This is a genomic window from Micromonospora sp. NPDC049047, from assembly GCF_040649135.1.
In the GTDB taxonomy this organism is placed as follows: domain Bacteria; phylum Actinomycetota; class Actinomycetes; order Mycobacteriales; family Micromonosporaceae; genus Micromonospora.
The window spans coordinates 14,363-28,332 of sequence record NZ_JBEZEY010000017.1 but is presented as its reverse complement, the minus strand read 5'-3'; the positions used below and the strand labels follow the sequence as shown (position 1 = coordinate 28,332).

10 protein-coding genes are annotated in these 13,970 nt (G+C 71.7%); 3 read left to right on the top strand and 7 right to left on the bottom strand.

Features of this window, described 5'->3' with window-relative positions; genetic code table 11:
• Positions 1 to 2 precede the first annotated feature (2 nt).
• Together AB0B86_RS23890 and AB0B86_RS23885 are read right to left on the bottom strand one after the other, a co-directional pair.
• A complete protein-coding gene (locus tag AB0B86_RS23890) occupies positions 3 to 1,610 on the bottom strand; it encodes a SpoIIE family protein phosphatase (protein WP_357419846.1) in 1,608 nt (535 codons plus the stop codon).
• Between the two features lie 127 nt (positions 1,611 to 1,737).
• Complete coding sequence (locus AB0B86_RS23885; protein WP_357407052.1) at positions 1,738 to 2,976, bottom strand: ROK family transcriptional regulator; 1,239 nt, start codon at positions 2,974 to 2,976, stop codon at positions 1,738 to 1,740.
• 78 nt (positions 2,977 to 3,054) lie between these two features.
• Here AB0B86_RS23885 and xylA point away from each other — a divergent pair, with 78 nt between their 5' ends.
• From xylA to AB0B86_RS23870, 3 genes are all read left to right on the top strand, one after another.
• Positions 3,055 to 4,242, top strand: a complete 1,188-nt coding sequence (gene xylA / locus AB0B86_RS23880) for a xylose isomerase (RefSeq protein WP_357419845.1) — start codon at positions 3,055 to 3,057, stop codon at positions 4,240 to 4,242.
• A 9-nt stretch (positions 4,243 to 4,251) separates the two neighbouring features.
• Positions 4,252 to 5,679: a xylulokinase gene (xylB, locus tag AB0B86_RS23875; protein ID WP_357407048.1), complete on the top strand. Its 1,428-nt coding sequence runs from the start codon at positions 4,252 to 4,254 to the stop codon at positions 5,677 to 5,679.
• Between the two features lie 94 nt (positions 5,680 to 5,773).
• Entirely contained in the window at positions 5,774 to 7,228 is a 1,455-nt protein-coding gene (locus tag AB0B86_RS23870) for an MFS transporter (RefSeq protein WP_357407046.1), read from the top strand.
• Positions 7,229 to 7,550: 322 nt separating this feature from the next.
• Here the strand turns inward: AB0B86_RS23870 and AB0B86_RS23865 are convergent, their stop codons facing one another.
• From AB0B86_RS23865 to AB0B86_RS23845, 5 genes are all read right to left on the bottom strand, one after another.
• Positions 7,551 to 9,224, bottom strand: coding sequence for a glycoside hydrolase family 13 protein (locus tag AB0B86_RS23865; RefSeq protein ID WP_357419869.1), 1,674 nt, complete (start codon positions 9,222 to 9,224; stop codon positions 7,551 to 7,553).
• 52 nt (positions 9,225 to 9,276) lie between these two features.
• Positions 9,277 to 10,323: a LacI family DNA-binding transcriptional regulator gene (locus tag AB0B86_RS23860; RefSeq protein ID WP_357407044.1), complete on the bottom strand. Its 1,047-nt coding sequence runs from the start codon at positions 10,321 to 10,323 to the stop codon at positions 9,277 to 9,279.
• Positions 10,324 to 10,396: 73 nt separating this feature from the next.
• Positions 10,397 to 11,362, bottom strand: coding sequence for a carbohydrate ABC transporter permease (locus AB0B86_RS23855; protein ID WP_357407042.1), 966 nt, complete (start codon positions 11,360 to 11,362; stop codon positions 10,397 to 10,399).
• 1 nt (position 11,363) lies between these two features.
• Complete coding sequence (locus AB0B86_RS23850) at positions 11,364 to 12,410, bottom strand: sugar ABC transporter permease (RefSeq protein ID WP_357407040.1); 1,047 nt, start codon at positions 12,408 to 12,410, stop codon at positions 11,364 to 11,366.
• Between the two features lie 70 nt (positions 12,411 to 12,480).
• On the bottom strand, positions 12,481 to 13,824 hold the full coding sequence (locus AB0B86_RS23845; protein WP_357407038.1) for an ABC transporter substrate-binding protein: 1,344 nt from the start codon (positions 13,822 to 13,824) through the stop codon (positions 12,481 to 12,483).
• Between the last annotated feature and the right edge of the window lie 146 nt (positions 13,825 to 13,970).

Below are 13,970 nucleotides of genomic sequence, written 5' to 3'. Positions count from 1 at the left end.
GATCACCCCGGCGTCGGGGCACCCACGGCCAGCATCGCGATGTCGTCGTGCGCCTCGCCGGCCAGCCATTCGTCGACCGCCTGCCGTACCCGGTCGACGAGCGCGGCCGGCGACAGCCCGGCCGCCGAGGCGAGCACGGCGCGCAGCCGGGCCACGCCGAACGTCGCCAGGTCACGCGGGCCGCGCGCCGAGGTCACCCCATCGGTGTACGCGAGCAGCAGGTCACCCGGGGCGAGGTGCACCCGGGTCTCGGCGAATCGTGCGACGGTCAGCGCTCCGACCGGCATCCCGCCGACCGGGACCGTGCTGACAGTGCCGTCGGCGGTGACAAGCAGTGGCGCGGGGTGGCCGCCACCGGCGATCCGGATGTCCAGCCCGCCGGGCCCGCTGTCGATCGAGCCGAGCAGCAGGGTGGTCAACTGGCTCTGCCGTGCCGCGTCCGGGGCGTCGGCCAAGGCGCGGTCGAGTAGCTGGATCAGCTCCAGCGGACGCTGCTCGACAAGCCGCAGCGTCCGCAACGACTGGCGGACCCGGCCGGTCAACACGGCCGCGCCCACCCCCTTGCCGCACACGTCGCCGAGCGCGAACAGGGCTCCGCGTGGGTGTGGGAACACCTCGTAGAAGTCGCCACCGATGCGCAGGGTGTCTCCGGCCGCCCGGTATCCGCCGGCAATGGCCACGCCGGGCACTGTGGGCAGCTCGGGCGGGAGCAGGCTGGTTTGCAGCACCTGGGCCAGGTGGGCCTGTTCGCCATGGAGGTCGGCGCTGGTCAGCGCGGCGCCGGCCCGGGCGGCGAACTCGCGGGCCAGTTGGACGTCACGCTCGTCGAAACCGGGCCGCCCGACTCGGCGGATGAGCAGTAGGGCGCCGGCCGATCTGTCGGCGCTGAGCAACGGGCTGACCAGCACGGTGCCCGGGCCGAATCCGGGCGGCAGCAGGGTGGCCAGGTCGGCGGGGCCGGCATCCGGCCAGGGCCCCGGCTCGACGAACTCGCCGGCCAGCGCCGCGGCGACGCCGGGCACGGTGCCGGTCAGGCTGGCGGGGGTCAGGCCGGCGACCGCTGTCGGCTCTCCGTCGGCGTACCGGATCCAACGGGTGGGAGACCCGGTCGGGGTGGCCGGTCGGGGCAGTGCCACCGCCAGGTCGGCCAGGTACGGCACGGCGAGGGTGGTGGTGGCCAGGAGCACCTGGTCCCGGTGCAGGGAGAGCCCGAGCCGGCTGCCGGTCTGGGCGAGGAACGCGGTGCGGGCGCGCTCGGTCCGCAGCGCGGCGGTGTGGGCGTGCTCCTCGGTGACGTCGCGGACGTACCACGCGTACCGGGAGCCGGCGAGCTGCCGCCGGGTGCCGTGCAGCCGCCGGCCGTGGTGCTCGGCGTAGAACTGGGCGGCGTCGTCGGCGAAGGCCCGGGCCAGGGCGGCCACCGGGCAGCGGGCCAGGTCGGTGCCGATGGTGATCTCCGGGAGCAGTTGCTGCGCCGTGGCGTTGGTCAGGGTGACCCGACCGGTCCCGTCAGTGGTCAGCACGGCCTCGGCGAGCCCGTCGAGCAGCTCGCGGGCAAGTCTCGCGTCGGCCGGCAGAGTGGTGTCGCTGGGTTGCCGGGTCGTGGTCACCGTCCGACGTCACCGCGCGTCTGACGACCTGTACGCATGCTGCTGCTCGCCTCCTCGCCGCGGATCGTTGCTGCTGGAAAGGCTACCGAGCCCCTCGGACACCCGCCCAGCCAGCGCTTGGCGTCGATCAACCGGAGCGGCCCAACCAGCCGGCGGGCTGGGCGACGATCCGGCGGGCCACCGAGCCGGCGGCGCCCACCGCGGCGGCCTCCGCACCGAGCGTCGACGGCCGGACCGTCACCGGCGACCAGGCGGCGGTGAGCACCCGACTGGCGATCTCGGCGAGCACCGGCGGACACAACCAGGGTGCCAGCGCCGCGTAACCGCCACCGAGCACCACGGTGTCCAGGTCGAGCAGGTTGACGACACCGGCCACCGCGACGCCGAGCGCCGTCCCGGCCTCGTGGAGCGCCCGGAGCGCGTCCGGGTCACCGGCCGCGGCCAACTCGGCAAGTCGCGCTGTCCCGGTGTCCGCGGGGAGTTCGGTCCGGGCGAGCCCGGCGGCGGTCACTATCGCCTCCTGACCGGCGTACTGCTCCAGGCAGCCCTGTCCGCCACAGCGGCACGGGCGGCCCTCGGGGTGCACCGGGAGATGCCCGATCTCGCCGCTCCAGCCGCGGACGCCGCGGAACAGGGCGCCGTCCAGCACGATGCCGGCGCCGATGCCCACCTCTCCGGAGATGTGCAGGAAGCTGGCCGGTCCGGGTGGCCGGGAGTGCAGCTCACCGAGGGCGGCGAGGTTGGCCTCGTTGTCCACCACGAGCGCGGGTACGCCGGGCACCTGCTCGACAAGCGGCGGGTGCGCGGCGAGTAGCGCGGGCACCGGCACGTCGCGCCAGCCGAGGTTCGGCGCGAGCCGGACCACTCCGGAGTCGTCCACCAGGCCGGGCACCGCGAGTGCGGCCCCGACCAGGGTGAGGCCCTCGTCGGCGGCGTGGTCGCGGGCCGTCCCGGCGATTTCGACAAGCTGGGCCAGGGCATCGGCGGGGGCCACCGGGCGCAGGTCGGCCCGGTGTACCGTGCGGTGCCGGACCTGTCCGGTGAGGTCCACCACACAGACCGCCAGATAGTCGACGTTGACCTCCAGGCCGAGCCCGGCCGGTCCCTGGTCGGCCAGGACGAGGCCGCGGGCCGGGCGGCCGGCGCCGGCGCGGGGCGCCGGTTCGGACTCGCTCACCAACTGCCCGGCGAGTAGGTCCTCGACCACCGCGGACACCGTGGCTCGGGTCAGGCCGGTAGCGGTCGCCAGATCGGCCCGGGACGGAGGTCGGTCGGCCGCGGCGATCCGGCCCAGGACCAGCGCGAGGTTGAGTTCGCGCAGACTGCCCTGACGGACTGCGCCGGCCGGGGCGTGGGTGAGGCTCACCCCTTGACAGTGCCATAGGGCGGGCAAATAATTCAATGGCTGAACAAATAGCCGACAACACCACCCCGGAGGTTGCTCATGGCACCCCGTCCCACTCCCGCCGACAAGTTCTCCTTCGGGCTCTGGACCGTGGGCTGGCAGGCCCGTGACCCGTTCGGTGACGCCACCCGGCCCGAGCTCGACGCCGTCGAGGCGGTGCACCGGCTCGCCGAGCTGGGCGCGTACGGCATCACCTTCCACGACGACGACCTGATCCCGTTCGGCGTCGACGCCGCCACCCGGGACCAGCACATCGCCCGGTTCCGCAAGGCCCTCGACGAGACCGGCCTGGTGGTGCCGATGGTCACCACCAACCTCTTCACCCACCCGATCTTCAAGGACGGCGGCTTCACAAGCAACGACCGTGACGTCCGCCGGTACGCGCTGCGCAAGGTGCTGCGTCAGGTCGACCTGGCCGCCGAGCTGGGTGCCAGCACGTTCGTGATGTGGGGCGGTCGCGAGGGCTCCGAGTACGACCTCGCCAAGGACGTCCGCGCCGCGCTCGACCGCTACCGCGAGGCCGTCAACCTGCTCACCCAGTACTCCATCGACAAGGGCTACAACCTGCGGTTCGCGCTGGAGCCCAAGCCCAACGAGCCGCGCGGCGACATCCTGCTGCCCACCATCGGGCACGCGCTCGGCTTCATCTCCCAGCTGGAGCACCCGGAGCTGGTCGGCCTCAACCCGGAGGTCGGGCACGAGCAGATGGCCGGGCTCAACTACGCCCACGGCATCGCCCAGGCGCTCTGGCAGGGCAAGCTGTTCCATCTGGACCTCAACGGCCAGCGCGGCATCAAGTACGACCAGGACCTGGTCTTCGGCCACGGTGACCTGATGAACGCGTTCGCCCTGGTCGACCTCCTGGAGAACGGCGGCCCCAACGGCGGCCCGGCGTACGACGGCCCCCGGCACTTCGACTACAAGCCCTCCCGGACCGAGGACATGGACGGCGTGTGGGCCTCGGCGGCGGCCAACATGAGCACCTACCTGCTGCTCAAGGAGCGGGCCGCGGCGTTCCGCGCCGACCCCGAGGTCATCGAGGCGCTCGCCGCCAGCAAGGTCGGCGAGCTGAGCAGGCCCACGCTCGGCGACGGCGAGGGCTACCAGGAGTTCCTGGCCGACCGGTCCGCGTTCGAGGACGTCGACGTGGACGCGGTGGCCGCGCGGGGCTTCGCCTTCGTCCGGCTCAACCAGCTCGCCGTCGAGCACCTGCTCGGCGCCCGCTGAGGCCCCGCCATGCCGTTTGTCGCAGGCGTTGACTCGTCCACCCAGTCCTGCAAGGTGGTCATCCGGGACGCGGAGACCGGGGCTCTGCTGCGGCAGGGCCGGGCACCGCACCCGGACGGCACCGAGGTCGACCCGGAAGCCTGGTGGCAGGCGCTGCGCAGCGCCGTCGACCAGGCCGGCGGGTTGGCCGACGTGGCGGCGATCTCGGTCGCCGGCCAGCAGCACGGCATGGTGTGCCTCGACGAGGACGGCCGGGTGGTCCGCCCGGCACTGTTGTGGAACGACACCCGATCCGCCGACGCCGCCGTCGACCTCGTCGAGGAGGCCGGCGGCGGCGCGGCCGGGCGTCGGTTCTGGGCCGAAGCCGCCGGCAGCGTCCCGGTGGCCAGCTTCACCATCACGAAACTGCGGTGGCTGGCCACCCACGAGCCGGAGGCGGCGGCCCGGGTGGCCGCCGTCTGCCTGCCGCACGACTGGCTGACGTGGCGGCTGGCCGGCGCACCGGGGTTGGGCGCGTTGCGCACCGACCGTGGGGACGCCAGTGGCACCGGCTACTGGTCGCCGGCGACCGGTGAATACCGGCCGGACCTGTTGGAGCGGGGCTTCGGTCGGCAGTTGGTGCTGCCCGAGGTGCTCGGTCCGGCGGAGTCGGCCGGCAAGCTGGCCGACGACCTGGGCGGCTCGGGCGGCGCGCTGCTCGGGGCGGGCACCGGGGACAACGCCGCCGCCGCGTTCGGCGTCGGTGCCGGCCCCGGCGACGTGGTCGTCTCGATCGGCACCTCCGGCACCGTGTTCAGCGTCGCCGACGTGCCGGCCGCCGACGAGAGCGGTGCCGTGGCGGGCTTCGCCGACGCGTCAGGTCGTTTCCTGCCGCTGGTCTGCACGCTCAACGCGGCCCGGGTGCTGGACGCCGCCGCGGCGATGCTCGGGGTCAGCCTGGACGAGCTGGCCGACCTGGCGCTCTCCGCGCCAGCCGGCGCGGACGGGCTGGTCATGGTGCCCTACCTGGAGGGGGAGCGGACGCCGAACCGGCCGCTCGCCACCGGTGCGGTGCACGGCCTGACCCTGCGTACGTCGACCCCCGCGCACCTGGCGCGGGCCGCCGTGGAGGGCATGCTCTGTGCGCTCGCCGACGGCCTGGACGCGCTCATCGCACAGGGCGCCACCGTCCGCCGGGTCATCCTGGTCGGCGGCGGAGCCCGGTCGGCGGCGGTGCGTCGGATCGCACCGCAGGTCTTCGGCTGCCCGGTCGTCGTGCCGCCGGCCGGGGAGTACGTCGCCGACGGCGCCGCCCGGCAGGCCGCCTGGGTCGCCCTGGGCGGCCCTACGCCGCCGGCCTGGGCGATCGAGGGCACCGAGGAGTACGCGGGCGAGCCGGTTCCCGCCGTCCGCGACCAGTACGCGGCGGCTCGCGGACTGGTTCTCGACCGGCGCTGACCGTCGGGATCGACGCGGGTGGGGTGCCGGAGCCTGTGGGCCGGCACCCCACCCGCGTGCCGGCCCTCGTGGCGGCGTCTGGTTGGCTGCCGGCATGACGGTGACCAGTGGCGGACCCGGTCGGGGTCGGGCGCAGCCCGGCCCACGCCCGCCGGGCCGGGGCGGTGGTCCGGCCCACCGGTTGTACAGCGTCGTGGTGTTCGTGCTGCTCGCCTCCCTGGACAACGTGGCGATCGGGCTGGTCCCGCCGCTGTACGGCCCGATCTCCGACGCGTTCCAGGTGTCCGGGCGGCTGCTGGGTCTGGTCACCGCGGTCAGCTTCCTGGTGAGCGCGGTGGCCGCGGTCGGCTGGGCGTACGTCGGCGATCGGACCAATCGCAAACGCCTGCTCATGGTGGGGACGCTGCTCTGGGCGGCCGGCACCGGCGGCAGTGCGCTGGCCGGCGGCTACCTGACCTTCCTGGCCGCCCAGTTGGTGGCGGCCGTCGGTCTCGGCGCGGTCGGCTCGGTGGGGTTCTCCGTGGTCACCGACCTGATCTCACCGACCCGGCGGGGGCTGGTGATGAGTTTCTGGGGCCTTTCCCAGGGGGTCGGCACCCTGGCGGGCACGCTCGTCGGCGGGCTGCTCGGGGCGACCGACTGGCGGCGACCGTTCCTGATCCTGACCGGCGTCGGCCTGGCCGCCACAGTGGCCTACCTCTTCACGTACGACATCCGGCGCGGTCAGAGCGAGCCGGAGTTGGCCGACCGGCTGGACGCCGGCGCGGAGTACGACTATCGGATCAGCCGCGCCGACCTGCCGCGGATCCTGGCCCGCCGGACCAACCGGTGGCTGATCCTGCAGGGCCTGACCGCGCAGGCCGCGTTCGGTTCGCTGGTCTGGCTGCCGGTGCTCTTCGCCGAACGGGCCGAGGCCCAGGGCTATTCGGCGTCGACGGCGGTGGTGGTGGGGAGCGTCTTCGCCACGCTGTTCCAGCTCGGCGGGGTGCTCTCCATCGTGGGCGGTCTGATCGGCGACGCGGTGCAGCGGCGCAACCCCGGCGGTCGGGCGCTTGTCGCAGCGGTCGGCATCCTCGCCGCGCTGCCGTTCTACCTGGTGCTGTTCTTCGTCCCGGTGACCATCGACGTGCCGGACGGTGCCAGCGGTGGCGCGGTGGTGGGCGCGGTGCTGGCCAGTGTGTTCACCGAGCCGTCGGTGGGCCTGAGCCTGCTCACCGCTGTCGTGGCGCTCGCGTTGACCTCGGCCAACTCGCCGAACTGGTTCGCGCTGATCGCCGACGTGAACCCGCCGGAGCACCGGGGCACCGTCTACAGCCTGGGCAACCTGGTGAACGGGGTCGGCCGGGCGGCCGGCAACGGCCTGGTCGGGGTCGCCTTCCAGGCGCTCCGGACGGCGTTCCCGCCGCCGCTGAACTTCGCGGTGGGGCTGGCCGCGTTCCAGCTCTTCTTCATCCCCACCGGCGTCATGTACTGGCTCGCCTCGCGGAGCTCACCAGCGGACATCGAGAACGTGCACGATCTGCTGCACACCCGCGCCGACCGCCTCTGACCGCCCGCGCCGCGCTGGGATCGTGCCCGTGCCCGCGTCCGGGACTTCGCCCGCGCCCGGGTTGGGACCGCGCCCATCCCCATGCCCAAGATCGCACTAGTTCCAGGATGTAGTGCTTTCGACGCGGCACGAAGCCCCTACATCCTGGAAATAGCACGATCTTGGCATCGGGCATCGGGCATCGGGCGTCGGGCGTCGGGCGTCGGGCGTCGGGCGTGGCGGCGCAGGGACCGTCTGACTCGTTTGCGGCATCAGCTCCAAAGCACACCCGACAGACCCGCCCTGGGAGCGTCGCTTCCAGGGCGGGTCTGTCGGCGGGGGATCAGCCCCGCAGCCAGACGGTCACGTCGGTTGGGACCGCGCCGTCGTCGTTCAGGGGGGCACTGGTGGCGAGCACCTCGGCACCGGTGGGCACCGGCACCGGGGCGGTGCCGAAGTTGGTGAGCACGGTCAGCGCACCGTTGCGGAAGGTCAGCACCTCGTCGCCGGCGGGCAACCAGGCAAGGGTGCCGCGACCCAGCCCGTGCTCGCGGCGCAGCCGCAGCGCCGTGCGGTACAGCTCGTACGTCGAGCCGGGCACGTCACGTTGACGGTCCAGGGCGTACTCCGCCCAGACCGCGGGTTGCGGCAGCCAGCTCGCGTCGGTGGGCCCGAAGCCGTACGACGGGGCGTCGGCCTCCCACGGGATCGGCACCCGGCAGCCGTCCCGGCCGCGCTGGGTGTGTCCGCTGCGCGCCCAGGTCGGGTCCTGCCGGGCTTCGTCGGGCAGCGTGGTGTGCTCGGGCAGCCCCAGCTCCTCGCCCTGGTAGAGGTAGGCCGAGCCGGGCAGGGCGAGCATCAGCAGGGTGGCCGCCCGGGCCCGGCGCAGGCCGAGCGCGGCGTCCGGCTGCGGGTCACCGATGCCGATGCCGTTGGGACGGCCGCCGCCGATCGGCAGGCCGAGCCGGGAGGCGTGCCGCACCACGTCGTGGTTTGACAGCACCCAGGTGGTCGGCGCGCCGACCGAGTCGGTCGCCTCCAACGAGCGGGTGATCACCGCGTACTGGGCCGGTGCGGTCCAGGCGGCGAGCAGATACTCGAAGTTGAACGCCTGGTGCATCTCGTCCGGGCGGACGTAGCGGGCCAGCCGCTCGGCCGGCTCCACCCAGGCCTCGGCGACCAGCACCCGTTCGCCGGGGTAGCTGTCCAGAACCTGCCGCCACTGCCGGTAGATCTCGTGCACGCCGTCCTGGTCCCACATCGGCGGGCGCGGCTTGTCGATCTCGTTGCCGGAGAGGATCTCCTGCGGCTCCTGCCAGTCGGCCAGGTCGGCCTGCTTGATCAGGCCGTGCGCCACGTCCACCCGGAAGCCGTCCACGCCACGGTCGAGCCAGAACCGCAGCACGTCCAGGAACTCCGCGTGCACCTCCGGGTTTTCCCAGTTGAGGTCCGGCTGGCCGGTGTCGAACAGGTGCAGGTACCACTGGCCGGGTTGCCCGTCGGCGTCCACCGTCCGGGTCCAGGCCGGGCCGCCGAAGACGCTCTGCCAGTCGTTCGGCGGCTGGTCGCCGGCCGGTCCCCGACCGTCCCGGAAGATGTACCGGGACCGTTCCGGGCTGCCGGGCGCGGCGGGCAGCGCCGCCTGGAACCAGCGGTGCGCGGACGAGGTGTGGTTGGGGACCAGGTCGACGATCACCCGCAGGCCGCGGGACCGGGCCTCGGCGATCAGCTTGTCCGCGTCGCTGAGGGTGCCGAACAGCGGGTCGATGTCGCGGTAGTCGGCCACGTCGTAGCCGGCGTCGGCCTGCGGCGACGGGTAGAAGGGGGAGAGCCACACCGCGTCCACGCCCAGCTCGACCAGGTGGTCGAGGCGGGCGGTGATGCCGGGCAGGTCACCGATCCCGTCGCCGTCGGAGTCGGCGAACGAGCGGGGGTAGATCTGGTAGATGGTCGCCTCGGTCCACCAGCCGGTGACCGGGTGACCGGAGGAGTTCTGCTGGGTCGGATCGGTGTTCAGGGTCTGCTCCCATGTCGCGCTGTGGGTAAATTGCCGGTGGATTGTGGGTTTTTCAGTGTGCCCGGGGTGGTGCTGTCGAGTCCCGCACCACCAACCGAGTGGGCAGGATCACCGGCGTGTCGTGGCCGGCGTCGCGTTGACCCACCACCGGGCCCGGCGGGCGGGCCCCGAGCGGGTCGAGCAACATCCGGGCGGCCAGCCGGCCCTGCTCGGCCGCAGGCTGGGCGACGGTGCTGAGCCCCAGCACACCGGCCAGGTCGTGGTCGTCTATCCCGATCACGCTGATGTCCTGCGGCACCCGCAGCCCAGCGTCGCGTACCGCTGTCATCGCTCCCATCGCCATCTCGTCGCAGGCGGCGACGATCGCGGTCGGCGGTTCGCCACTGGCCAGCAGCTCGGCGGCGGCCCGGTTGCCGCCGTCGATGGTGAAGGTGGACTCGACATCCAGGCTCGGGTCGGGCCGCAGGCCGGCGGAGCGCAGCTCCGCCTGGTAGCCACGGCGCCGGTCGAGGTGGGTGGTGAAGGCCAACTCGTCGTCCGGGTCGCCGGAGATGTGCGCGATCCGGTGGTGGCCGAGGTCGATCAGGTGCCGGGTGGCGGCCCGGGCGGCAGCGACGTCGTCGATCCGTACGCAGGGCCAGTTGGGCACCCTGCTGCCCGAGCTGATGGTGACGCCCGGCAGCTCCAGGCTGGCCAACGCGGTCAGGTCGGCCGACCGGAGTGGCGTGGCGACAAGCATGATGGCGTCCACCCGTTTGTGCAGATTGGCCGTGCGCAGGACCCGCTGGCGGACCTGCTCCCGGCCGCCCAGGTTGTAGAGCAGCAGGTCGTAGCCGGACTGGTGCAGGTACTCCTCGACCGCCTCGACGACGGTGCTGAAGAACCAGCGGGTGATCCGGGGGACCACCACCGCGACAGTGCCGGTCCGGCCCCCGGCCAGCCGGGACGCGCTCGGTGAGACCGCGTAGTCGAGTTGCTCGGCGGCGGCGAGCACCCGGTGCCGGGTGGCGGCGGAGACCGTCGGAAGCCCGCGCAGGGCCCGCGAGACGGTGGCCGTGGACACTCCGGCCAGCCGGGCCACATCATCGATCCTCGTCACGGTTCTTTTCCCCCGCTCGGTGCCCGGAGCGCCCGCCGCCGCCCGAGGGGCCAGGCGGCGGCGGGCGCGCGGGTCAGCCCTTGACGCTGCCGGCGAGCAGACCTCGCACGAAGAAGCGCTGCAGGGACAGGAACACGATGAGGGGTACGACGATGCTGACGAACGCGCCGGCGGTGAGGCGCTGCCACTCGTTGCCCCGGGTGCCGGCCATCTCGGCGAGCCGGACGGTGAGCGGCGCGGTCTCGTTGCCACCACCGGCGAAGATCAGCGCGACCAGCAGGTCGTTCCAGACCCAGAGGAACTGGAAGATGCCGAACGCCGCCAGCGCCGGGGTGATCAACGGCAGCACGATGGTGCGGAAGATCTTCGGGTGGGTGGCCCCGTCGACCCGGGCCGCCTCCATCAGGTCACCGGGCAGCTGCGAGATGAAGTTGTGCAGCAGGAAGACGGCGAACGGAAGCGCGAAGCAGGTGTGCGCGAACCACACCTGGGCGAACTTCTGCTCGTCGACCAGATCCCAGGCCGGCATCAGGGTCACGCCGCCGAGGGTGACGCCGGTGGAGAAGAACTTCAGCAGCGGCACCAGGGCCATCTGCAACGGCACGATCTGCAGCGCGAAGATCGCGATGTAGAGCCAGTCCCGGCCGCGGAAGTTGATCCACGCCAGCGCGTACGCGGCGAGCGAGGCGAAGGCGAGCGGAAAGAGCACCGACGGGAGGGTGATCGCCAGCGAGTTGATGAAGTAGCTGGCGAGCTGCCCGGAGGAGGACGACCCTCCGAACAGCACCTCCTGGTAGTTCTCCAACGTGAACTGTGGGTTGGTGAAGGCCGTCCACCAGCCGGTGGTCTTGATCTCGTCCTCCGGTCGGAGGGACGAGACGAGCAGGCCGAAGGTCGGGATGGTCCACACCACCGCGATGACGATCGAGATGAGCGTCGCGGTACGGCTGTTCAACCGCTTGCGAACTCGCCCGGCGGTGGACGTGGGGCCATCGGTCTTCTGGGTGCCGACGGCGACGGTGGGCGTTGCGGTGGTCATCTCAGCCCTCCCGCTGCTGACGGAGGTTGCGGATCTGGTAGATCACGACCGGGATGACCAGGATGAAGAGGAAGACCGCGAGCGCGGAGCCCTGCCCGTTCTGGCCGTACCGGAACGCCTGGTTGTACATCTCACTGGCGATCACGCTGGTGTCGTAGTTGCCGTTTGTCGAGGTCCGGACGATGTCGAAGACCTTGAGCGTGGCGATGGTGAGCGTCACCACCACGACGATCAGCGCCGGCCGGATGCTCGGCATGGTGATCCGCCAGAACATCTGCCACGGGCTGACGCCGTCGAGCCGGGCGGCCTCGACGATGTCGCCGGGGATGGCCTTGATCGCGGCGGAGAGCACCACCATGGCGAAGCCGGCCTGGATCCAGACCATGATGACGATCAGCAGCAGCGTGTTCAGCGGTGATTCGAGCAGCCACTGCTTGGGCTCACCGCCGACGCTGACGACGATCTGGTTGAGCAGACCGATCTGGTCGCCCTCACCCCGGTAGGCGTAGACGAACTTCCAGATGATGCTGGCGCCGACGAAGGAGATCGCCATCGGCAGGAAGATCAGGGACTTCGCCACCGCCTCGAACCGGGCCTTGTCCACCAGGATGGCGTAGATCAGGCCGAACGCGGTCGCCACCAGCGGGACCAGGACCACCCAGACCAGGGTGTTGATCAGGACCCGGACGATCGAGTCGTCGGCGAACATCCAGCCGTAGTTGCGCAGACCGACCCAGTTGGTGCTGCTCCCGTCCATCAGGGAGAGCAGCAGGGTGCGGATGGCCGGCACGACCAGGCCGACGAGGAGCAGCAGCAGCGTGGGCAGCAGGAAGAAGAGAGCGAAGACGCCCTCGCGCTGCTTGGGCCGCCGGGTGATCGTCGCCCCACTCATGGACGCGGCGACGAGTTGGGCCTCCCGCCGCCGGGCGAACCAGGCTGGCACCACGTCGAGCAGCAGCAGCAGACCGCCTACCACCAACACGAAGGCCAACAGCCCGTACATCAGCATGAGGAGCTTCGGCTGCTCAGCGGCGAAGTCGAACTCCATCAACCCTCCCTCTTGGGTCCAGATCCGCCGGTGGGCCGGCCCGCGGCTGCGGACCGGCCCACCGTTCAGATCACTTCCAGCTGCTCTCGATGCCCTGGAGCACCGTCGCGGTGTCCTTGCCGTTGATCCACTCGACCATGCCCTTCCAGAACGTTCCCGCGCCGACAGCGGCCGGCATCAGGTCGGATCCGTCGAAGCGGAAGGTGCCGGTCTTGTCCTGCAGGATCTGGACGGAGAGCTTGTCGATCGGGCTGGCCACGTTGGCGATGTCCAGCTTGTTGTTCGCCGTGACCCAGTTGCCGAGCTTCGCCCGGCTGTTCACGTACTCGGCGGAGGCGAGGTAGGTCTGCACCGCCTGGACCTCGGGACGGTCGGCGTAGCCGACGACGAACTCGCCCGCGCCCAGCACCGGCTTGCCCTTGGCCGGGTCGATGGCCGGGAAGTAGAAGGCGAACGCGTCGCCGTCCGCGGCCACGTTGGTGCCCTTGGGGAACTGGTTGGCGTAGAAGGACGCCTGTCGGTGCATCGCGCACTTGCCGGTGGTGACGGGCAGGCCGGCCTCACCGAAAGCGGTGGTGCCGATGCTCTTCACCCCACCGAAGCCGCCGTTCATGTACTTCTCGTTCTTGAGGATGGTGCCGGCGCGGTTGACCGCGTCGATGATCTTCGGGTCGTTGAACGGGATGGCGTGGGTCGTCCACTGGTCGTAGACCTCGGGACCTTGGGTCCGCAGGATCACGTCCTCGATCCAGTCGGTGGCCGGCCAACCGGTGGCGTCACCGGACTCGATGCCCGCGCACCACGGCTTCATGCCGCTGGCGGCGATCTTGTCGCTCAGGGCGATGAGCTGGTCCCAGGTGGTCGGAACCTCCCAGCCCTTCTCCTTGAACGTCTTCGGGGAGTACCAGACGAAGGACTTCACGTTGGCGCCGAGCGGCACGCCGTAGAGGGTGCCGTTGACGGTGCCGTACTTCAGCCAGTCGGCGGGCATGTTCTGCTCGGCGAGGGCCTTGGTGTCGGCGCCGAGGGACTTCAGCTTGCCGGCGTCGGCGAACCGCTTGACCAGACCTGGCTGGGGCACGAAGGCCAGGTCGGGCGCGTTGCCGCCGTCGACCCGGACGGGGAGCTGCGCCTCGAACTCGGCGTTGCCCTCGTAGTCGATCTCGATGCCGGTGCAGTCCTCGAACGTCTTCCAGGAGTTCCTGAGCAGGTCGGCCTCGGCGTCACGGATGGACGCGTAGATGGAGACCTTCTTGCCGTCGTGGCCCTCGTACTTGTCGTACGCGGCGCACTCCGCGGAACCTGCCTTGTCGCTCTTCTTGTCATTGCCGGTACCGCAGGCGGTGGCGCTGAGCGCCAGCCCGAGTACGCCGGCGATCACGAAGGCCTGGCGTGGTCTGGTGAAGACCGCCATGCCGTCCTCCTTCCTAGCCGGCGCGGTCGTGCTGGTGACCCGTCGCCGGTCCGATTGGGCGTGCACACATGTAAGCGCTTGCATCCGATCCGGTCCACCCCCAGTCAGACACGAGCGAGTAACAATCCGGAAACCTGCGGGCTGCC